General features: G+C 51.1%; 20 protein-coding genes. All 20 read left to right on the top strand.

Annotated elements, in window-relative coordinates; translation table 11 throughout:
• The first annotated feature begins 29 nt into the window (after positions 1-29).
• The 20 genes from folD to rlmD (ACULM0_RS06340) all read left to right on the top strand — a co-directional run bounded on the left by folD (position 30) and on the right by rlmD (ACULM0_RS06340) (position 21581).
• The gene (folD, locus tag ACULM0_RS06435; RefSeq protein WP_463679606.1) at positions 30-875 is read left to right on the top strand and encodes a bifunctional methylenetetrahydrofolate dehydrogenase/methenyltetrahydrofolate cyclohydrolase FolD; all 846 of its coding nucleotides are present in this window, start codon (positions 30-32) and stop codon (positions 873-875) included.
• 56 nt (positions 876-931) lie between these two features.
• A complete protein-coding gene (locus ACULM0_RS06430; RefSeq protein ID WP_463679605.1) occupies positions 932-2551 on the top strand; it encodes a hypothetical protein in 1620 nt (539 codons plus the stop codon).
• Positions 2552-2789: 238 nt separating this feature from the next.
• The gene (locus ACULM0_RS06425; protein WP_463679604.1) at positions 2790-6233 is read left to right on the top strand and encodes a pyruvate carboxylase; all 3444 of its coding nucleotides are present in this window, start codon (positions 2790-2792) and stop codon (positions 6231-6233) included.
• 112 nt (positions 6234-6345) lie between these two features.
• Positions 6346-7878 carry a DUF3369 domain-containing protein gene (locus ACULM0_RS06420; RefSeq protein WP_463679603.1) on the top strand — a complete coding sequence of 511 codons (1533 nt, stop codon included), beginning with the start codon at positions 6346-6348 and terminating at the stop codon, positions 7876-7878.
• Between the two features lies 1 nt (position 7879).
• A complete protein-coding gene (locus ACULM0_RS06415) occupies positions 7880-8230 on the top strand; it encodes a PilZ domain-containing protein (RefSeq protein WP_463679602.1) in 351 nt (116 codons plus the stop codon).
• Between the two features lie 46 nt (positions 8231-8276).
• Positions 8277-9218, top strand: a complete 942-nt coding sequence (locus ACULM0_RS06410; protein WP_463679601.1) for a phosphoglycerate dehydrogenase — start codon at positions 8277-8279, stop codon at positions 9216-9218.
• A gap of 1 nt (position 9219) precedes the next feature.
• A complete protein-coding gene (locus tag ACULM0_RS06405) occupies positions 9220-9951 on the top strand; it encodes a PHP domain-containing protein (protein WP_463679600.1) in 732 nt (243 codons plus the stop codon).
• A complete protein-coding gene (rlmN, locus tag ACULM0_RS06400; RefSeq protein WP_463679599.1) occupies positions 9944-10987 on the top strand; it encodes a dual-specificity RNA methyltransferase RlmN in 1044 nt (347 codons plus the stop codon). The genes ACULM0_RS06405 and rlmN overlap by 8 nt, the downstream gene beginning before the upstream one ends.
• Positions 10988-11102: 115 nt before the next feature.
• A complete protein-coding gene (locus ACULM0_RS06395; RefSeq protein ID WP_463679598.1) occupies positions 11103-11516 on the top strand; it encodes a hypothetical protein in 414 nt (137 codons plus the stop codon).
• 130 nt (positions 11517-11646) lie between these two features.
• Complete coding sequence (locus ACULM0_RS06390) at positions 11647-12066, top strand: adenine nucleotide alpha hydrolase family protein (RefSeq protein ID WP_463679597.1); 420 nt, start codon at positions 11647-11649, stop codon at positions 12064-12066.
• 54 nt (positions 12067-12120) lie between these two features.
• Positions 12121-13800, top strand: coding sequence for a 5'-nucleotidase C-terminal domain-containing protein (locus ACULM0_RS06385; protein WP_463679596.1), 1680 nt, complete (start codon positions 12121-12123; stop codon positions 13798-13800).
• 119 nt (positions 13801-13919) lie between these two features.
• A complete protein-coding gene (gene mnmL, locus ACULM0_RS06380) occupies positions 13920-14873 on the top strand; it encodes a tRNA modification radical SAM protein MnmL/YtqA (protein ID WP_463679595.1) in 954 nt (317 codons plus the stop codon).
• A 47-nt stretch (positions 14874-14920) separates the two neighbouring features.
• A complete protein-coding gene (locus ACULM0_RS06375; protein ID WP_463679594.1) occupies positions 14921-15601 on the top strand; it encodes an HAD family hydrolase in 681 nt (226 codons plus the stop codon).
• Position 15602: 1 nt separating this feature from the next.
• Positions 15603-16427 (top strand): GTP pyrophosphokinase, encoded by an 825-nt coding sequence (locus ACULM0_RS06370; protein ID WP_463679593.1) that lies wholly within the window; start codon positions 15603-15605, stop codon positions 16425-16427.
• A gap of 4 nt (positions 16428-16431) precedes the next feature.
• Entirely contained in the window at positions 16432-17145 is a 714-nt protein-coding gene (locus tag ACULM0_RS06365) for a metallophosphoesterase (protein WP_463679592.1), read from the top strand.
• Positions 17130-17681 (top strand): DUF6648 family protein, encoded by a 552-nt coding sequence (locus tag ACULM0_RS06360; RefSeq protein WP_463679591.1) that lies wholly within the window; start codon positions 17130-17132, stop codon positions 17679-17681. The genes ACULM0_RS06365 and ACULM0_RS06360 overlap by 16 nt, the downstream gene beginning before the upstream one ends.
• Before the next feature lie 55 nt (positions 17682-17736).
• Complete coding sequence (locus ACULM0_RS06355) at positions 17737-18162, top strand: thioesterase family protein (RefSeq protein WP_463679590.1); 426 nt, start codon at positions 17737-17739, stop codon at positions 18160-18162.
• 70 nt (positions 18163-18232) lie between these two features.
• Positions 18233-18904: an HAD family hydrolase gene (locus tag ACULM0_RS06350; protein ID WP_463679589.1), complete on the top strand. Its 672-nt coding sequence runs from the start codon at positions 18233-18235 to the stop codon at positions 18902-18904.
• Positions 18901-20259, top strand: a complete 1359-nt coding sequence (gene rlmD / locus ACULM0_RS06345; RefSeq protein ID WP_463679588.1) for a 23S rRNA (uracil(1939)-C(5))-methyltransferase RlmD — start codon at positions 18901-18903, stop codon at positions 20257-20259. Before ACULM0_RS06350 ends, rlmD (ACULM0_RS06345) begins: the two co-directional genes overlap by 4 nt.
• On the top strand, positions 20256-21581 hold the full coding sequence (gene rlmD / locus ACULM0_RS06340) for a 23S rRNA (uracil(1939)-C(5))-methyltransferase RlmD (RefSeq protein ID WP_463679587.1): 1326 nt from the start codon (positions 20256-20258) through the stop codon (positions 21579-21581). The genes rlmD (ACULM0_RS06345) and rlmD (ACULM0_RS06340) overlap by 4 nt, the downstream gene beginning before the upstream one ends.
• Positions 21582-21603 lie beyond the last annotated feature (22 nt).

The raw sequence follows: 21603 nt of genomic DNA, 5'->3' as shown, positions 1-21603 counted from the left end.
GTATATAGCCTATGGAAAGGGATGGTTGGATGAAACGAATAGAGGGAAAGCAAGTATCTAAAGATATGAGACAATCCTTGGCCGCCGAGGTGGCCCTTCTCAAGGAAAGGGGAATTACCCCGGGTCTGTGCACGATCCTCGTGGGAGAGGATCCGGCGAGCCAAACCTACGTAAAAGCGAAAGGTCGCGCCTGTGAAGCGATCGGTATGTACTCAGAGGGCATCTACCTCCCCGCCGAGGCAGAGGAGAAAGAGCTCCTCGCACTGATCGATGAGAAGAATGCCGATCCCAAAATTCACGGTATTCTCGTTCAACTACCGCTACCCGATCAGATCGACAAACTGCGTGTGATCGAGAGAATCTCACCGGACAAAGATGTGGATGGATTTCATCCGATCAATGTGGGCCGGCTATTCGCAGGGGAAGGGGTTCTTTTCAAGCCCTGTACACCACATGGGATCATGAAGCTGATCGAAGCGGAGGGCATCGATGTCTCCGGCATGCACGCTGTGGTCTTGGGACGGAGCAACATCGTGGGTAAGCCCGTTGGGCAAATGCTCCTCGATGCAGATGCCACCGTCACCATCTGTCACTCGGGCACGGAGAATCTGGCCGCAATCACGAAGCAGGCCGATTTGATCGTTGCAGCAGTGGGGCAAAGGAATTTCCTGCGCGGCGATATGGTCAAGGACGGTGTGGTGGTGATCGATGTGGGCATCAATCGTGAGGATGGGAAGCTGTATGGTGATGCGAATTTCGAAGAGGTATCGCAACACGCGAGTTATATAACACCCGTTCCCGGCGGGGTAGGTCCGATGACCATCACGATGTTGCTGTATAACACAGTTTTGAGTGCAAAGCACTCCACCCAATGATAGAATAAGAGTAGCTGCATACCAGCTACTTTTTTCTTTGTGAGGAGTGTACGAATGTGATACTAGCCATTATTCTAACCCTTATCCTATTGTTTTTCGTCACGGGCATGCTCATCTTTCTTAAACCTTTTGGGAAGAAGAGAGATGTATTTGATGAGTACAAGCAGTTGAAGCTGGCGTTTCTTACTTTTCGAAAAGAACAGGAACGTGAGCCGATTGATCTGCATGAGCTGACGGAGCATCTATCGCAGAAGATAAACCTCGATCCCTACAGCCTATCCAAGGATGGCAAATTTTTGGTCGTGAAGGGATTGGAAGAGGAAGAGCAGAGAGAGATCTTGCGACGGGTGGGCGGGAAATCTGTTATCCGTGGCGACCGACTCCACTTGAGTTTCCTCAGCCTGAACAAAACTAGCGAGGTAATGCCCGTGGCGCGGTTCAAAGTGATCCCGAGCAAGGACATCACCACGACCACGCTGGTGGAGTATGATGCCTCGGCGTCAACGGCAGAAGACCAGGTGATCAAGGAGTACAAGTGGGAGAACAACAGATCACGGTTCAAAGAAGCCGGTACAAAAACGATCCGTTTGCGGATTATGGATCAGAACGGGAACTGGTCCGAATGGGCGGAAGAATCGATCGAAGTGGTGGAGAAGCCGGGACTGCTTTCGATTGCCGCCGGTCGCTACCAATTCTTTATCGTCAAATGGAATGGACACGTCTACGGTGCCGGGGAGAATATCCACGGTGAACTGGGCGTGGGAACCACCGATGAGGTCCTCGAGCCGATCCGTGTCGATGGGTTGGATTTTATCGAGAGCGTGGCCTCGGGTGAATACCATACCCTCTTCAAAACCTACGATGGAAAGGTGTACGCTGCCGGGAAGAATGACCGCGGGCAGCTGGGCCTTGGCAATCGGCACGATAGCCGATTTCCCAAAGAAGTATGGGGGATGGACCGTGTTAAACAAGTGGCCTGTGGCTACCAGCACAGTGGTGTGCTGACGGTGGATGGTGATGTGTACCTCTGGGGAGACAACCAGAACAGCCAGCTGACACCGGAACGGATCCTTTACAAAGAGACGGCCATCAAGATGCCGGGGCTTGAGAATATCAAGCAGATTTCACTGGGTGCTACCCATGGCTTGGCCTTGAGCTACAACGGTACCGTACTGGCCTGGGGTGATAATGACCACGGTCAACTCGGCCTGGGTATGAAGAGCGGCCCGATGGAAGTGGTCATGACAGAGTTTAAGAATATCAAGCAGGTGATGGCTGGGGATCGTTACACCATTTGCGTGACCAACGCGAACCGGGTGGTGGTCTGTGGCCTGAACGATCACAATCAGTTGGGCATCAGCGGTAGGGATGAGTACTTGTTCCCAGAGGAACTGCTTAGCCTCAAGGGGATCATACGTGTGGAGGCCAAGGGTGATTTTGTTATCGCTTTGTCTGAGACCGGGAAGATATACACCTGGGGTCGATACAATCCGGTGAACCACAAGACCTTCGCGAAACCCGTAGAGGTAGAGGGCGTCCGCTTCATCAAATCGATGGCTGCCGCTGAAGATCGCGCTTATGCCCTCCTAGAAGGGGATCAGGTGGTCCGTTGGGACCACGAAATCGATCAGATGATCACGATTCCCTTGGTAGAGAATCTGTCAGAGAATGCATAGCAAGAGACACCGGCCAACCGGTGTTTTTTTGTTGCCCCGATTTACAATATAAGGAAATTTGCTGTATTTATTTAAGTTTGCAACGATGTTGCTTTACTAAGTTAAGAAAAAACCTGCAAAAGTTAAATAAATAAATTTTTACTCTTGAAGAGGGCGTCTCTTCTTGGTATAGTAAGAATAATAATTACGAATATTGCATACAATTATACTCGAAATATACGGAAATGGAGTGGTGAGAATGCAAAAGTTCAAGAGAGTGCTCGTGGCGAACCGAGGGGAGATCGCAATTCGAATCTTCCGTGCTTGTAAAGAGCTGGGAATCCGCTCGGTGGCAGTATACTCCGCCGAAGATAAGAATGCCCTGTTCCGAACGAAGGCAGATGAAGCGTACCAGATTGGAAAGAACAAAGGGCCGGTGACAGCCTACCTGAGCATCGAAGAAATCATTAAACTGGCCAAGAAAAAAGGCGTTGATGCGATTCACCCGGGATATGGCTTTCTTTCGGAGAATCCGGAGTTTGCCGAGAAGTGCGAAGAGGCGGGGATTCATTTTATTGGGCCCACAGCGGACATGATGCGTGCGCTCGGTGACAAGATCGCATCGAAAAAAGTGGCTGAAAAGGTAGGCGTACCCACGATCCCTGGGGTCACCCGTGCGATTACCTCCGATGCCGAGGCGAAGGATTTTGCCGCTCACTGCGGATATCCCGTCATGTTGAAGGCCGCGGCAGGAGGCGGTGGTCGGGGGATGCGGATCGTGCGCAATGAAGAAGACCTGCTAAAGGCATATGCGCACGCGCGCTCGGAGTCTTTGAAGGCCTTCGGGAGCGAGGAGATTTTCATCGAAAAATACCTTGAGAGTCCCAAGCATATCGAGGTACAGGTGCTAGGGGATTCGGAAGGTCATCTCGTGCACCTCTACGAGAGAGACTGTTCGATCCAGCGGCGCCATCAAAAATTAATCGAGTTCACGCCGGCATTATCCCTGAGCGATGAAAAACGTGAGGAAATTTGTACCGATGCACTGAAGATCGCAGCCTCCGTACAATACCGAAGCGCTGGTACCGTTGAGTTTCTCGTGGACAAGGAGGACAATCACTATTTCATTGAGATGAACCCCCGCATTCAGGTGGAGCACACTGTGACGGAGATGACGACAGGTGTCGATATTGTGCAGGCGCAGATTCTCATCGCACAAGGTCATGCCCTGGGTTCTGACAAGATTGGAATCCAGGGGCAGGAGGATATCCAGCCACGCGGGTACGCCATCCAGTGCCGGGTGACCACGGAAGACCCACACCATGATTTCATGCCGGATACCGGACGCATCGATGTCTATCGAACGGGCGCAGGGTTTGGGATTCGTCTCGATGGAGGGAATGGATTCACCGGTGCGGTGATCAGTCCTTATTTTGACTCGCTGCTGGTGAAGTCTACCTCCTGGTCCCGCCATTTCGACGATGCGATCAACAAGAATATCCGGGCGATCAAGGAACTGAAGATTGAGGGCGTGAAAACGAACACGGATTTTCTGATCAACGTACTAAACCATCCGGTCTTCCGACGCGGAGAGTGTGATACGAATTTCATCAACGTCCATCCGGATCTTTTCGATCTTTCCGTGAAAAAGAGCCATGAGCTACAGGTACTTCACTACCTGGCAGACAAAGTGGTGAACGAAACGGGCGGAGACAAGCGGGATTATGATGTACCCAAGGTACCGAAGGTGCCGAAGACGGACAAACTGATCGGGACCAAGCAAATTCTCGATGAGCAGGGTCCCGATGGTCTCGTTCGATGGATCCAGGGGCAGCGTAAGTTGCTCCTGACGGATACAACGATGCGCGATGCCCAACAATCGCTCATGGCCACGCGTATGCGGACGAAGGATATGAAAAAAATTGCCAAGGCCACGTCGCACATCGGACGTGATTTCTTCTCACTGGAGATGTGGGGAGGCGCTACCTTCGATGTAGCCTATCGATTCCTGAAGGAATCCCCCTGGGAACGCTTGGATCTCATTCGCGAGCGCGTACCTAACCTCTTGCTACAGATGCTCCTTCGCGGATCCAACGGTGTGGGCTATAAGAACTACCCCGATAACGTGATCAGAGAATTGATCCGCGAGTCGGCCGCACGTGGAATCGACGTGTTCAGGATCTTCGACTCTCTCAACTGGATCGAAGGCATGGAAGTGGCGATCGACGAGGTCATCAAGAGCGGTAAGGTGGCCGAGGCGGCCATTTGCTACACCGGTGACATTTTGGACGAGACGAGGGACAAGTATACCCTGGACTACTATGTGAAGAAAGCGAAAGAACTTGAGAAACGTGGGATTCACATCCTGGGGATCAAGGATATGTCTGCCCTTCTGAAGCCCCATGCAGCCTACAAGCTCGTGAAAGCCCTCAAGAATGAAATCAGCATCCCGCTCCACGTGCACACCCACGATACAACGGGCAACGGTGTGGCCAGCATGCTCATGGCCGCACAGGCGGGCGCTGACATCGTGGATACGGCGATCAACAGCATGAGCGGGCTCACCAGCCAGCCAGCGATGAACAGCGTGGTGGAGGCGCTGAAGCATACACCGAGAGACACGGGGATCAACACCGAGGAGCTACAACAGCTCAACGATTACTGGGCGAATGTAAGACCGGTATACGAGGCTTATGAATCGGATCTCCGATCCAGTGCAGCCGAGATATACAAATTCGAGATACCCGGTGGGCAGTACTCCAACCTCAAGCCGCAGGTGGAAAGCTTTGGACTTGGCCATCGATTTGACGAAGTGAAGGAAATGTTCAGGGCCGTAAACCTGATGTGGGGGGATATTGTCAAAGTGACCCCTTCGTCGAAAGCCGTAGGGGATATGGCGATCTTCATGGTACAGAATGATCTGACACCCGCGAACATCCTGGACAAGGGAAAGGGCCTTACTTATCCCGACAGTGTGGTGGCCTACTTCAAGGGCATGATGGGACAGCCGGAGGGTGGTTTTCCGGTGGACCTTCAGAAAATGATACTCAAGGGGGAAAAGCCGATTACCGTTCGTCCGGGGACACTGCTCAAACCTGAAGACTTCGAGGCGATCAATACACATCTCGAGACGACCTACGGACGCCCCTTCGATCGGTCAGAGCGCATCAGTTACGCTCTGTATCCCAAGGTGTATGAGGATTACCTGGTCTATCTCGAAAAGAGTGGCGATTTCAGCGAGATGGGCTCCGACGTCTATTTCCACGGCCTCAAAGAAGGGGAGACATGTGAGGTGACAGTCACCGAAGGACGCGTGATCGTGATCACGCTCAGCGAGATCGGCAAGGTCGCTGAAGATGGCCAGCGCACGGTGGTCTTTGAAGTGGATGGCAACCGTCGTGAGATTCGCATCAAAGATGAGAAGGCGGCCAAGACGGAGCAAAGGGAGTCGATTCCGATGAAAGACGAATCGGATGATTGCCAGGTGGGTGCTTCGATCCCCGGTAGCATATCAAAGATTCTCGTTTCCCCAGGGGAAAAAGTGGTGATGGGTCAACCGCTGCTGGTCGTAGAGGCCATGAAGATGGAGACTGAGATCACGTCGCCGCTGAGCGGTTCTGTGGAGAGTATTCTGGTGAAAGAAAATGAGACGGTTTCAGCCGGCCAATTGCTAATGGAACTTGATCAAGAGGCTCCCGCCTAGGGAGCCTTTTCTTTGGTTGTAGCTGCGGTAGGAGGGTAAGAAAAAAATAGCTATTTCCTGGCAGAGCCCGTATACTAGAAAGAAGAGAATGAAGAATGAGGTGGCGCGTTTTATGGATTTGATGCAGTTCAATCGAGATAGGATCGAGATACCAGAACATGCGACGGCCCCGCCATGGCGAATTCTCGTGGCAGACGACGAAGAGCAGGTCCATACAATGACGCGCATGGTCATGAAAAGATTTCACTTCGAGGGTCGGGGTGTGGAAATTCTGAGCGCCTATTCCGGTGAAGAGGCCAAACGGATGATGGCGGAAGAAGGAGAAATCGCAATTCTCTTCCTCGATGTCGTCATGGAAGCAGAAGATGCCGGCCTGAAGGTCGTTCAATACGTACGGGAGAATCTGAAAAACTCGCTGGTGCGCATTATACTGAGAACCGGACAGCCGGGACAGGCACCTGAAGAAGATGTGATTCGCCACTATGACATCAATGACTATAAATCGAAGACCGAGTTGACGGTGAAAAAGCTATACACGGCGGTAGTCGCTTCCCTGAGGGCCTATCAGGACATGTTGACGATCGAGAAGAACCAACGGGGGCTCGAGGGAATCCTGAGATCCTCTAGAGAGCTCTTCCGTTTGCAGACGATCGAAGATTTTTCGATGAAAGTGCTGGATCGACTGGATGAACTGACGCGGGCAAATGGACGGGAGTATGGTAGCGGCTTCGTTCTGTCTGGTCGCTCCGAGCACTTGGTCGTCGTGGCGCGTAGCGGTCGGTATGAGGAAAGTCCCGGAGATCATTTTTCCGACTGGCCCGAAGCGGAAAAGCAGCGGATTGGGCCGGGCAGAAACGAGCGCGGGACCTTTTTCGAAGGCCGACAATTTCTCGGGAGTTTTGAATCGCTCGGTGGTTTGGAGACCATAGTTTTCTTCGAGGCCCAACAACCGATCGATGGATTGGACCGTAATCTGATTAAGATTTTCCACTCGAACGTCGCTGTGGCCATCGACAATCTGTATCTCAGTGAAGAGATTATCGATACACAGAAGGAAGTGATCATCACCCTCGGTGAGATTGTCGAGACCCGATCGAAGGAGACGGCAAATCACGTGAGGCGTGTGGCAGAATATTCCTATGTCCTGGGGAGTGCTTACGGGCTCGAGGAATCGCAAGCGATGCTTCTGCGTCTCGCCTCACCCATGCACGATATCGGAAAAATCGGGATCCCGGATGTAATCCTGGATAAGCCGGGTCGGTTGGATGTGGATGAGTTCGAGATCGTCAAGACGCACACGACCATCGGGTACGAAGTACTCAGAAAATCAAATCGTGATATACTGAAGGCAGCAGCAACGATCGCATGGCAACATCACGAACGATGGGATGGCACTGGCTATCCCCTGTCCCTGGCAGGTGATGACATTCATGTTTTCTCACGGATCACAGCGATCTGTGATGTGTACGATGCACTGAGCCACAAGCGCGTCTACAAAGTGGCGTGGCCAGAGGCCGAGGTCTTGGCCTACTTGAGAGACCAATCGGGTGCCATGTTCGACCCGACGATTGTCTCCTTATTCTTCAAGCACTATGAACAGATCAAGACGATCAAGGAACGGTATCCGAACGAGGGGGACCAGTGACATGGAAGAAAGACGAAGGTACAACCGACTGCCCGTGGACATTTACATTCACGTAGACTCGCTCTATAGAGAGGGTAAGGAAGCACTCGAGGAGATCAACAAGGATATCGAGGTGATCGATATTTCCAAAGGTGGTATCGGTTTCGTGACAACGGTGGAACTACCACTCAATTTTTTCTTCAACGCCCGCATTTCTCTCGGCGAAGACCGCAGTTTTTACAGTGTGCTCAAGATCATCCGCACGCGCTATGAGAAAGAGCAAGCCCTATATCATTACGGATGTGAGTTCGTGGGTTTGGCGGATATTCTGACCCACTATATCGACGATTACGAAGAAAACATAACAACGTAGAGTTACTGCATCAATGCAGTAACTTTTTCTTTCGGAGGTGAAAAGGATGAAAGTACTGTTCACTTATCACTATGGCGATGAGAAAATGGCTGAGATCAAGGATATGGGCTACGAGGTGCTCTACATCAGCGAGAAGAAAGTGGAGAATGGTCCTGAGGTCGATGAGGTTGAGATTTTGTGCTGTTACAATCCCTTCGACCGCATCGACATCACCCGCATGTCGCGCCTCGAGTGGATCCAGCTGTCCTCCATCGGAATCGATCAATTGCCCAAAGAAGAAGTGATCGCCCAGGGGGTGACGGTGACCAACAACCGTGGGGGATACTCGATTCCCATGGGGGAGTGGGTCGTCGGTAAACTACTTGAGATCTACAAGCAGAGTCCTAAGCTTTACGAACAACAGCGGGCGCATCAGTGGAAGCTCTCGAGTGAAGTGCGTGAGCTCTTCGGAAAAAAAATCGGCTTTCTCGGTACCGGGACCATTGCATCGGAAACGGCCAAGCGTCTTTCGGGTTTCGAAGTGGAACGGATCGGTTTCAACACGACAGGACATGCGGAGAACCACTTTGATGCCTGTTATGCACTGGACCGGGTGGAGGAACACCTGCCGACGCTCGATGCTGTGGTGATCGCCCTACCGGCGACACCCTCGACGAGAGGATTCGTGAATCGTGAGCGTCTTGCCCTCATGGCAGATGATGCGGTGCTGATCAATATTGCCAGGGGGGAGATCCTGGACGAGGATGCGCTGATCGACGTGCTGAATACCGGGAAATTCTCCGGGGTGGCCCTCGATGTGGTCACGGAAGAGCCGCTAGATCCCACGTCCCCGCTGTGGGCATTCGATCGTGTGCTGATTACCCCTCACAACTCATGGATCTCTGAAATGCGAAACGAGAGGCGTTTCGCTCTGATCAAGGAAAACTTGAGGCGTTATATGGTAAAAGAGCCGTTGAAAAACGTCGTGGATATAGAAAGAGGTTATTAATATGTACTCGAAAATGGTGGTGGACACCCATGTCCACACGATCGCCAGTGGCCATGCCTATAGCACGCTGAGCGACTATGTAAAAATCGCCGGTGAGAGAGGAATCGAACTGTTCTGTCTGACCGACCACGGACCCAAGATGCCGGGCGCTAGTCATATTTTTCACATCGGTAACCAGTCGGTGATCCCGAGACGCATCGAGGGTATCGAGGTTCTACGGGGAGTTGAAGCAAACATCGTGGATCTCAACGGGACCATCGATGTAGAACGGCCATTGGCCGAGTATCTGGATTTTGTGATCGCCAGCTTTCACCCTCCGACGCTCGAGCCAGGGACAAGGGAGGAAAATACACAGAGTTACTTGGCTGCCATGGCATCGGGTGTGGTAGATGCCATCGGTCATCCGGGCAATCCCCAGGTCCCGGTGGATTTCGAAGCACTTGTGGAGGGTGCCAAGAAATACAATGTGTTGATTGAGATCAACAACTCCTCCTTCCGCTCCTTTTCCCGCCGGGGTAGTTGGGACCGTTGTCAGGAAATCGCCAAGCTGTGTGCAGAGAAACAGGTCCGGGTGATGTTTGGGAGCGATTCTCATATCGCTTATGACCTGGGCAATTTTGGAGATGCGCTGACGGTGGCCGAACGGGCGGGCATTAGCGAAGAGCTGATTGTCAATCGATCGGTGGAGGTCTTTAAGCTTTTCTTGCGTGAACGGGGGAGACGTCTTGATTGATCTGAGGAACATGGATCTTACGGCTCTCAAGGGTTGGATCGTAGAAGAAGGTTACCCTGCTTTTCGAGCGAAACAGCTCTTCAACTGGATCACAAAGGGCATCATGTCTTTCGAGGAGATGACCAATCTTCCTGCAAAAATGGTAGAAGCCTTATCAGAGAAAGCCTATGTCGATAATGTGAGGATTGTCGAGCGCCACGTCTCATCAGATGGGACCATCAAGTACCTCATGGCACTGAAAGATCGTCAGATCATCGAAGCCGTACTGATGAAATACCGACATGGAAACAGTGTGTGTGTGTCCACACAAGTGGGCTGCCGCATGGGTTGCACCTTCTGCGCGTCTGCCCTGGAGGGCCGCGTACGCGATCTGACAGCGGGGGAGATTCTAGGGCAAATGCTGACCATCATGGACGCGGAGCAGGTGACACTGCAGAATGTGGTGCTCATGGGCAGTGGTGAGCCGCTCGATAATTTCGATGAGGTGGTCCGCTATCTCGAGATGGTGAACGATCCAGAGGGACTGAACTTCAGTCACCGGCGGATCACCTTATCGACTTGTGGGATTGTCCCCAGAATTTATGAGCTTGCCGATATGCAGTTGCAGATCAACCTGGCCATTTCGCTCCATAATCCCTTTGATGAAGAACGTGTGCGGGTGATGCCGATCGGTCGCATGTATCCACTGCAGGATCTCATGGCCGCCTGTCGTTACTACAGTGAGACTACGCACCGGAGAATCACATTTGAGTATGCTTTGATCAGCGGAGAAAATGACACCCCGCGTCACGCCCACGCGCTGGGGAAACTGCTCCGTGGAACACTTTCGCATGTAAATCTGATTCCCGTCAACCTTGTGCAGGAAAAAGATTTCCGTCCGACGGAAGAAAATGCGATATCAGCGTTTAAAAGCACCTTGGAGGAGTATAAATTGAATACGACAATTCGTCGGGAGCTCGGTTCGGATATTAACGCCGCCTGTGGTCAATTGAGGAAATCTTACCTCGATGATCTGAGCGTCGTGATTCACGACTGAACTTCCTCGAAAAAACGTATGACGTCTTGAAGGAACTGGAGACGACCGTGCTACGGAGAGAGAAGAGACCGTCCCAGGCACTTTCGAGACACAAGAGGATGAAGGAGGAATTCTTATGGTCAAGATTATCTGTGGTGCAAAAGGTACAGGGAAGACCAAGCAGCTCATTGATCGAGCGAATGACGACATGGGAAAGATCAAGGGTCACATTATTTACATTGACGACGATTCCCATCATATGTATGAAGTGAAGCATGACATTCGTTTTATCTCCATGGATGAGTTCCCAATCAAAAAACCCGATGAGTTTTATGGTTTCCTCTGCGGATTAATCTCCAACGACTTTGATATACAAAGCGTTTATATAGACGGAATCAAGAACGTGATCGACATTTCCGTTGATGACTTGACCCCATGGTTGAAGAAAGTCGACAATCTCTCTGAGAAGTATGAAATCAATTTTTACTTGACCCTCAGTCATCCGCCTAAAGAAATTCCCGAGTCATTAAAAGAATATTTAGAAGCGTAATCTATCATGCCGGGGTCTCCCTCGGCATTCTCTTTCGAAGTGAACAATTTGTTAAGTTTTTACAAAGAATACACACGTGTAAGCAACGTTTGATATACTTGAGCTAAGAAGAGTAAAAAGGAGTTGCTGCATGCGAAAGAAAAGAATCATGGTATGTGTTACCCAACAGAAGTCCTGTGAACGCTTGATCGCCCAAGGGGCCACGTATATGCGAAAGGCATCGGATGAACTCCATGTCGTACACGTGGTCAAGGAGAATTGGCGTTATTTCGGCCAACTGAAAGAAGCCGATGCCCTGGAATATCTATTTGATATTTCAAAACAGCATGGTGCTTCGCTCAGCGTGATCAAAGCCAAGGACATAGAGGGGACCCTAGGTAAGTATGCAGAGGATCACCGGATCGATACAATTGTGATGGGTGAATCCTTTGAAAAAGATGAACAGCAGAATATGATCCATCGTCTTGAGAACCATCTGAATCGTAAGATCCAGGTGGAAACGGTGCCTTTTCATTTGAATGAAGAGAATCCATCATCACAGATCGTCTGAAATCCCGTCGTGGGATTTTAGATAAATATCATTTAACAAGGGAGGATTTGCTGTATGAGAAAATTGTTGAGCATCATGTTGCTCGTCGTACTGATCGCATCGGGCGTTACCTTTGCCGATGATCACATGACGACCTTCACGATCGTCCACACCAACGACACCCACGCTCGAATTGAAGAGGGCGACTACGATGGTATGGGCTTCGCGAAGATTTACACGAAAGTAAGAATGCTCGAGGAAGAGGGAAAAGAACTTTTGATCCTGGATGCTGGAGACACCTTCCATGGCCAGACGATTGCATCGCTGGTTGAAGGCGAATCGGTTGTTCGGGTACTGAATGCCATCGGCTATGATGCGATGACAGTCGGCAACCACGATTTCAACTACGGCCAGGAGCGGCTGCTCGAGTTGAAAGACATGATCGACTTCCCCATGGTCAGCGCGAACATCATGAAGGATGGCGAAAATTTCCTACCTCCTTACACGATGACAGAGATCGACGGTGTGAGCATTGCCATCGTGGGCATGACCTCTCCAGAAACCTCTTATAAAACGCATCCTAAGAATGTCGAAGGGATCACGTTCACGAACCCCATCGAAGCAGCACGCGAGGCGCTCGCAGCGGTGGAAGACGAAGCGGATATCGTCATCGGGCTTTTCCACGTCGGAGTAGACGAATCAACAGAGATCACGTCTGCCGATATCGCCGAAGCGGTTCCTGGCTATGATATTATCGTGGACGGACATTCTCACACTTTCTTGCCAGAAGGTCTTGTCGTTGGTGATACGACGATCGTCATGGCCGGAGAATATGATAAGGCCCTTGGGCTGGTGGAAGTCGTATACGCAGACGGTTCATTGACCGTGATGCCTTCTCACCTGACAAAGGAAGAAGCAGCTGAGTTAGAAGATGCAGAAGAGATCACATCGCTAGTCGCCGATATCAAGACCCAGATCGAGGAGATCACATCGGTAGTCGTTGGTGAAGCTGATCAAGATTTGGTTGGCGAACGTGAGCTCGTACGCACAGGTGAAACGAACCTCGGTAATCTGATTACCAATGCGATGCTGGATGTAACAGGTGCTGATGTCGCCATGACAAATGGTGGCGGAATCCGCGCTTCAATCGAATCCGGCACAGTGACAAAAGGTGATGTGATCACGGTGCTACCTTTCGGTAACTATATCGTGACGAAAGAAGTAAGCGGTGCAGACCTGCTCATGGCCATCGAGCATGGTATCGATAGCTATCCCGCTACAAAAGGTGCTTTCCCACATGTGGGCGGCATGAGTTTTACTTTTGATCCGAGCAAACCCGCTATGATGCGCGTGACGGAAGTCACCGTCGATGGCGAACCACTGGATATCATGGAAACCTACGTACTGGCCACCAATGACTTCATGGCCGCAGGTGGCGATGACTACACGATGTTCGCAGACGATGCGATCTTAGGTGAGTACCCGGGTCTTGACGAAGCGGTGATGGATTATATCGCTGAGTACGGTACAGCTGGTGCCATGGTAGAAGGTCGCGTTGTGGCGATGGATACCATGGAAGAATCAACCGAAGAGCCTGTAGTTGAAGGTGCAGTCTACACGGTTGTTTCGGGCGATGCGCTCTACAAGATCGCAGCGAAGTACGACACAACTTGGCAGACACTTGCCGAGTACAATGACATGGAAAACCCCGATCTGATCTTCCCTGGCGACGAGATCATGATTCCAATGCAGTAAAACGAAAAAGCCGAGCACCTTCCCTTCGGGGAGGGTGCTTTTTTCAGGCGAAAAACTACACAAATCATCGCGGATGGTGTAGGATGAGAATAGTGATTTATCAGATGGAAGGAGTTTCTATGTCCTCAAAACGCTACCGTACCTACAGCGTCTACTTAAAAGAAAAGTATGGTGAAAAGGTCTATAAACTACCGGTCAATCTACCGGTCACTTGTCCGAATCGTGATGGCAACCTATCGCGATCGGGATGCACCTTCTGTGCGGAGGTGGGGACCGGTTTCGAAAGTTTTGCCGATTGTGTGCCCGTGCGGTCCCAGTTGGATCAAAACAGAACCTTCATGGCAAAGCGTTTCAAAGCGAAACGTTTCATTGCTTATTTTCAGAATTTCACCAACACCTACATGGACCAAAAAACCTTTGAAATGTACATGGAGGAGGCCGTTGGGGAGGATATCGTAGAAATAGCCATCAGCACGAGACCGGATTGCATGACCGAGGAACAGCTCAATTATCTCGAACGCTTGCGTGATCGAACGGGTATATCGGTGACCATCGAGCTGGGTCTGCAGACCGTCAACTATCGGACCCTCGAGCGTATCAACCGCGGACACGGTCTCGCGGCCTTCGTCGATGCAGCGCTACGTGTGAAACGACGGGGTTTCGAACTATGTGTGCATCTGATCTTGAACCTACCCGGTGACGAATTGATCGATGTGGAAGAGGCCGCGGGAATGATGAACGCCTTGTCTGTGGACTCGGTGAAGCTACATTCCCTTTATATCGCCAAGAACACCCTTATGGGAAGACAGTTCGAGGAAGGGACCCTTCAAGTGATTGCCTTTGAGGACTACGTCGCCCGCGTCATTCGCTTTCTCCGACTGGTGAATCCCGATATGGTCATCCAGCGATTGGCCGGTCGTGCGCCGGAGAAAGATACACTCTTTTGCAATTGGAACAAGAGTTGGTGGAAAATCGTCGAGGCAATTGACGAGGGGTTGGAAGACCAAGGAGCGGAGCAGGGGGACGTCTGGGTCCAGAACGCGAACCGCGGCGTGATGAGTCGCTTCCGGTGACTTTCATTCGCAGTGGATTTATATTACAATAGAAGGGGTGTAAACCGATGCGACGGTTATTGGTTTGGGATATCGACGGTACATTAATCGATTGTGGCGGTAGCGGCCGTAGGGCCATGGATGAAACCTTTTTGTTTTTTTTCGAAATTGATTCTGGTTTCAAAGATGTCCCCATGGCCGGGAAACTGGACTCGGGGATCTTGAGGCGGGCACTGGACCACCATGCGCTCCCACTGGACTCCATGGACTCCTTTTTCGAAGCCTATGGATCTATTCTTGATCGCCACCTCAGGGAAGAGAATACGATCACCTGTTTACCTGGTGTGGTCCCGCTGCTCGAAAGACTAAAGCGTAGGGCGGGCATTCACATGGTTATTGTGACTGGGAACAATCGACGGGGTGCAGAGATCAAATTGCGACATGCCGGCCTCGAGAGATTCTTTACACTAGGTGCTTATGGTGACGAGGCGGAGAACCGGACCGACCTGGTCAAGCTTGCCGTGAGTAGGGCCGAAGCGGCATTCGCTTGCAAGTACACGAGCGACGAGGTCTATGTCATCGGGGATACCCCCGATGATATTCATGCGGGCAAGGGTGCCGGGTACAAGCAACTTGTCGTCACCACGGGGTCCTATGCTCACCCGGCACTGGCGGCCCATGAACCCACGGGGATTCTGACCTCTTTTGAGGAGATCGAACGTTTCATGCAACTAATTGAGGTGAACTGACATGGAGAACAATCGGGAATGGAAAGAAATGCTGATCGCTTATGAACAGGCCATAGAAGAGCTGAAGGTCAAGTTCAAAGCGATTCGCAAGGAATATAGAGACCTAGGTCTTTACTCGCCGATCGAATTTGTCACCGGTCGGGTGAAGAAAATTTCGAGTATCATCGAAAAGGCCCAGCGCTATCATATGGAAGACGATGAAATTGAAGAGAAGATGGAGGATATCGCCGGGATCCGGATCATGTGTCAGTTCACAGGGGATATTTTTCGAGTGGCCGAGCTCTTGCGCGAACGCGATGGAAAAGACCTGATGATCATGTACGAGAAGGACTACATCAACAACCCGAAGCCGAGCGGCTATAAGTCCCACCACATGATCATCAAGTATCCCGTTCAGACAGCCTTGGGAGAGCGGGAGATCCTGGCGGAAATCCAGATCCGAACTCTGGCCATGAACTTTTGGGCGACAATCGAGCACTCCTTGAACTACAAGTACCAGGAGAACATCCCAGCAGAGGTGCGCAAACGGCTAAAGAGTTCGGCGGAGGCAGCATGGCAGCTCGATAATGAGATGACCGAGATCCGCAATGAGGTCATCAATGCGCAGATGATGTTCGAACAGAAGTCCAATGTAGTGGCTGACATTGTCAACAATCTCAAGGTACTCTTCTTAAGCGACCGCACGGAAGAAGCCTTATCCTTTAGGAAGCGTTTTGAAGAGATCTATGACATCGGGCACGGGGATGCTGATGCCCTTGAGAGGCTGCTCGAGGAGATGAAAGAGGCTATGCCTCGTTACAAAGTTCTAGAAACGGACAAGGAGTGATGCGATGATCTATGTGATCAGCGATTTACATCTGAGTCTTTCGACGGATAAACCCATGGATGTTTTCGGTGCTCACTGGATCGGTCATTTCGATAAGATCAAGAGGGACTGGCAGGAGCGAGTGACGGATGAGGACCTCGTGTTAATCGGTGGGGATACTTCCTGGGCCATGAGTCTGGAGGAAGCTGATCGAGATCTCTTGGCCATTGACGCCCTACCGGGTCGCAAGATCATCATCAAGGGAAATCACGATTACTGGTGGTCATCACTGAACAAGATGCAAGGGCTTTATCCATCGATCGACTTTCTACACAATAATTTTTATGTCCATAAAGAGATAGCCATCTGCGGTAGTAGGGGGTGGTTGTGCCCGAACGATGCCACCTTTTCCGAACATGACGAGAAAATCTACCGTAGGGAGGCACAACGGTTGGAGTTGAGTCTGGCCGCTGCGAAGAAAGAAGGTTTTCATCGGATCATCACCATGTTGCACTATCCACCGACCAATGATAAGATGGAACCCTCTCTGTTCACCGAGTTGATCGAACGGTATGAAGTGGAGACGGTTATTTACGGCCATCTGCACACAGAGAAGGCCTTCAAGATGGGGTACAAAGGTTGCTGGAAAGAAACGATGGTTTACCTCACAGCTTGTGATTACTTGGATTTTCGATTGCTATCGTTAGAAGATGGGGGAACACTGTGCAAGAAGGGATAAGAGAACAAGCTTTGATCGATGATTTTTCGCGAAATCGCGATCAACTGATCGATAGACTTGAGTTGGGGGAGTTGGATAAAACGGACTACATCGTGGAGAATGTGAGATATTTTCACAGTCTGGATGCAGAGCCGTTTTCTACACCGTATCACACCCTCGAACAAGGTCTTTTCAATTATCAGTACTATAATGTCATGGCAAAACACGAGTTGATACGAGCCGATGAACTCGCCTTTCAGGACCCCGAAAGCGCCGATGATCATCGGGATCGTGCCCTTCGTTACTACGATGAGAAGGACCGAGGGCTGCTCCACCTGTTGGAGGCAGCGGGTTACCATCGGATCGAGGCTTATTTTGTTAAAACGGATAGTCCATCTCTAAGAGGTCAGCTCTATGAGATCGTCATTCAAGATTATCCAAGGGCCATTTTTCATTCGAAAAGCACCCTGATCCTCAAGCGTCTCAAGCATCGCAATGTGTTTTGCGAAGAGACGAAGCCTTCACTGATCGATGCTTATATCAATACAAAGTATTGATTAGAGCTTCACCTCTTTTGGTATCTATGGAATAAGAACCGAAAGGGGTGAAGACATGATCAAGATTCCACATTATGAGCGAGGAGAATCGGTCACAGTACAGCGTATGGTGACGGAGGATGAAACAGCCATGCACTATGGCAGTGGAAAGCTGGAGACGCTTTTCGCCATCCCCGCATTACTCGAGATGATGTTAGAGGCGGGTGCTGAGCTCGTTGATGCAAAACTACCCGAAGATTACATCTCTGTCGGGAAAAAAGCAATGGTCGATCACACGGAACCCACGGTTATGGGTGAAAAGGTGACGGTGAAAGTGTCGGTGGATCATGTGGAGGGCAACTACGTCTACTTGACGATGGAAGCTTACGATGAGGTTGGTAAGATCGGCAAAGGTGAGAACACCCGTGTCATTTTGAACCAGAGAGGGTTGCTCAACAGAGCCCAAGAGCGGGTTGAAGCACTACAGAATAAAGATTTTTAAAAAGATGGGGCAACCCATCTTTTTTCCTGATATATGAAGAGACAAAAGGAATGAGAATGGAAGTGGTAGAATGACTTTTGAAAAAATGATGGGTTACGATGCAGTAATTTTTGATCTGGATGGAACCTTGGTGGACAGCATGTGGTTGTGGCTCGAGGTCGATCGTACATTTTTGGAAAAACGGAATCTCAACATCCCCGAAAACCTGGGCAAGGAGATCGAGGGAATGGGCTTTCAGGAGACGGCAGCATACTTCAAGGAGACCTTCGGTCTTCCGGAGAGTCCCGAGGCTATTATGGAGGAGTTTCACGCCCACACGGTGACCTTCTACGAGGAGAAAATTTTCGTCAAAGAGGGGATTCTAGAACTCCTTCAAGCCTTCAAAGATTCCGGCAAACGCATAGCCATCGCGACATCGAATTCGCTGACCCTTGCAGAAAAGGTACTGAGGAACAATGGGATCGAGGATTTCTTCGAGCAGATCGTCACCTCCGACATGGTGGGGCGTGGAAAACCCTCCCCTGATGTCTTCTTGGAAGCGGCGTCTCGTATTGACGTGACACCTGAGAGATGTCTCGTTTTCGAAGATACGCATGCCGGAGTCAAAGGAGCCAAAGCAGCCGGAATGGACGTTGTGGCTATTTTCGATGAAGTGTCGGCAGCCCATCGCGACGCCATCGCCAAAGATGCTGATTATTATCTGGAAACTTATGAGTTACTCGTGAAAGAGGCTATCCGATGAAAAGAAATCAAGAGATTACAGTGAAGATAGAGGATTTCCGGTTTCCGAACAAGGGAATCGGTCGGTTTGAAGGAAAACCGGTGGTCATCAAGCATGCCCTACCCGGCGAAACGGTCTTGGCACGAGTGAAGCGTACGCGCGCAGAAAAAGCGGAAGCAAAACCGATTGCTGTGCTCGAGCCGGCGACGCATCACGTGCTACCTCCCTGTGCTCATTATGAGGCGTGTGGCGGCTGCCAAAGGCAACAGCTTGGTTATGATGACCAGCTGCAATTGAAATCTAACGCCGTCCGAGAACTGATGGGATGGGATGAAGAAACCTACGAGGGGATCGTCCCGAGTCCCTCCATTTTTCACTACCGCAATAAGATGGAGTACTCCTTTGGTGATGCCGAGAAAGACGGTCCGATGACCCTGGGCATGCACCGTAGGGGGCGTTTCATGGACGTGATTAACACGCACCAGTGCCTGATCGTGCACGAGGATTTCAATCGAATCCAGGCGGCAACGCTTGCGTTTTTCGAAGAGCGCAAGGTCCGTCAGTACCACCGCAAGAAGCACGAAGGAACGCTTAGGCACCTTGTCATCCGTCGGGGTGAGAAAACCGGACAGATATTGGTGGGGCTCTCGGTAGCAGACCCTAGCGCGATCGACACCGAAGCCTACAAAGATCTCTTGCTCGATCTAGAACTGGAGCATGAGATCGTGGGGATTCTTCTGCTCGTCAACCGAGATCTCGGTGATGTGGTTAAGGATGGCGACGTGCGCGTGATCCACGGTCGCTCCTATTATGAGGAGCGTCTCTTCGATTTGTCTTTTCAAGTGTCTTTCTTCAGCTTCTTTCAGACCAACACATCGGGAGCGGAACGCCTCTACACTGAGGCCATCGGACTCCTCGATAACCACCATGATCAGGTGATATACGATCTTTACTCGGGGACGGGGACCATCGCGCAGGTAATGGCCCGGAGCGCTCGACACGTCTATGGAATCGAAATTGTCGCTGATGCGGTAAAGGCCGCGAGGGACAACGCCAGCTCGAACGCTCTGGAGAACGTGACATTTTTAGCGGGGGATGTATTCCAAACGCTCCCGGAAATTGAAGAAAAACCGGACCTCATTGTGGTAGATCCACCACGAGTGGGACTGGGTCAGAAGACAGCGGCTCGTATTGCCGAGTACGGAGTCCCTCAGATTCTGTATATCTCTTGTAATCCTGTGACGCTCAAGGAAGATCTGGAGACCTTGGCCGTGTCAGGTTACCGCGTCAAGCGCGCGAAGACCGTGGACTTGTTCCCACACACCTACCATGTGGAAAGTATCGCTTTACTTGAGAAGGAGGATTTTGTCCGATGAAGGATATCGTAACATGCACTGCCTTCGATGAGAAGGGACGGGGTGTCGTCATGCTCCGCAACAAGGAGACGGCAATCCCCGGGTTGATCCCAGGGGAGCGCGCTCAAATTGACTTCGGTGGCAAAATTGGTCGCGAGATGCTCAGGGAGATGGATCTCGAAAGCCCATCGCCCCTTCGGGCCAAGCCACCCTGCCCTTATTATGAAGCTTGTGGTGGTTGCCAGATCCAGCACCTGACCGTGGAAGGACAGCGTGTCTTCAAGGAAGAAAAGGTCAAGAGCCTTCTCGGACGCTTCACCACACCACAGCCGCTAATCATGATGGAGGATCCTTACTACTATCGCAACAAGAGTCTAGCGACCTTCCAGCGCGACCAGCGCGGCAAAATCCGATCGGGCATCTACGAAGAGAACACCCACCGCGTGGTCGATGTGGATCAATGTATCATCCAGGATGATCGTGCGAACAAGATTATCTCGACGATCGGGAAACTACTGAGCACCTTTAAGTTGGATCCCTATGATGAGGACCGCGGCAAGGGTTTCTTGCGCCATGTGCTCATTCGGACGGGCTACCATACCGGTCAGATCATGGTCGTTTTGGTGACGGGTATGCAGGTCTTTCCATCGAAGAATAATTTCCTCCAGGCACTTCGGAAGAAACATCCCGAGATCACCACGATTATCCAGAACGTGAATGACTACCAAACCAGTATGGTTCTCGGTAAAAAAAGCAAAACGCTCTATGGCCCAGGATATATTGAGGATCACCTCCGTGGTAAACGCTTCAGAATCTCCTCTAGTTCTTTCTACCAGGTGAACCCGGTACAGACGGAGAAACTCTACGAAATCGCACTGGGCATGGCTGAGATTCAGTCTGGCGATATTGTCCTCGACGCTTACTGTGGAACGGGCACCATTGGGATCATGGCGGCCGAAGAAGCTGAGGCCGTAATCGGTGTGGAGCTCAGCGCCACGGCGGTCAGGGATGCCATCGGTAACGCGAATCGCAATGGTGTGAAGAACATCTGGTTCCACCAGGCCGATGCCAGCGAACTCATGCAGGCCATGGCAACCGATGGGCAGCGGATCGATGTGGTGTTTCTCGATCCACCGCGTGCGGGGAGCGATGAGCATTTCCTCGGGGCCTTAGTGGAACTATCACCTCGCCGCGTGATCTACATCTCCTGTGAACCGGCAACGCAAGCGAGAGATCTTGCTTACCTTGAGAAGAATGGATACCAGGTCAAGAACATACAGCCGGTGGACATGTTTCCGCAAACCTACCATGTCGAGACCGTTGTTCTGCTGACAAGAAAATAGATACATGAACCCTTGAAGATGC

The organism is Halotolerantifilum yawarlongkerapense (assembly GCF_054506745.1).
This window is presented reverse-complemented; position numbering and strand designations above follow the sequence as displayed.

Coding starts and splice junctions, on each gene's coding strand:
- folD (WP_463679606.1), top strand. CDS start 30: ATGAAACGAATAGAGGGAAAGCAAGTATCTAAAGATATGAGACAATCC.
- ACULM0_RS06425 (WP_463679604.1), top strand. CDS start 2,790: ATGCAAAAGTTCAAGAGAGTGCTCGTGGCGAACCGAGGGGAGATCGCA.
- ACULM0_RS06420 (WP_463679603.1), top strand. CDS start 6,346: ATGGATTTGATGCAGTTCAATCGAGATAGGATCGAGATACCAGAACAT.
- ACULM0_RS06415 (WP_463679602.1), top strand. CDS start 7,880: ATGGAAGAAAGACGAAGGTACAACCGACTGCCCGTGGACATTTACATT.
- ACULM0_RS06410 (WP_463679601.1), top strand. CDS start 8,277: ATGAAAGTACTGTTCACTTATCACTATGGCGATGAGAAAATGGCTGAG.
- ACULM0_RS06405 (WP_463679600.1), top strand. CDS start 9,220: ATGTACTCGAAAATGGTGGTGGACACCCATGTCCACACGATCGCCAGT.
- ACULM0_RS06395 (WP_463679598.1), top strand. CDS start 11,103: ATGGTCAAGATTATCTGTGGTGCAAAAGGTACAGGGAAGACCAAGCAG.
- ACULM0_RS06390 (WP_463679597.1), top strand. CDS start 11,647: ATGCGAAAGAAAAGAATCATGGTATGTGTTACCCAACAGAAGTCCTGT.
- ACULM0_RS06385 (WP_463679596.1), top strand. CDS start 12,121: ATGAGAAAATTGTTGAGCATCATGTTGCTCGTCGTACTGATCGCATCG.
- mnmL (WP_463679595.1), top strand. CDS start 13,920: ATGTCCTCAAAACGCTACCGTACCTACAGCGTCTACTTAAAAGAAAAG.
- ACULM0_RS06375 (WP_463679594.1), top strand. CDS start 14,921: ATGCGACGGTTATTGGTTTGGGATATCGACGGTACATTAATCGATTGT.
- ACULM0_RS06370 (WP_463679593.1), top strand. CDS start 15,603: ATGGAGAACAATCGGGAATGGAAAGAAATGCTGATCGCTTATGAACAG.
- ACULM0_RS06365 (WP_463679592.1), top strand. CDS start 16,432: ATGATCTATGTGATCAGCGATTTACATCTGAGTCTTTCGACGGATAAA.
- ACULM0_RS06355 (WP_463679590.1), top strand. CDS start 17,737: ATGATCAAGATTCCACATTATGAGCGAGGAGAATCGGTCACAGTACAG.
- ACULM0_RS06350 (WP_463679589.1), top strand. CDS start 18,233: ATGACTTTTGAAAAAATGATGGGTTACGATGCAGTAATTTTTGATCTG.
- rlmD (WP_463679588.1), top strand. CDS start 18,901: ATGAAAAGAAATCAAGAGATTACAGTGAAGATAGAGGATTTCCGGTTT.
- rlmD (WP_463679587.1), top strand. CDS start 20,256: ATGAAGGATATCGTAACATGCACTGCCTTCGATGAGAAGGGACGGGGT.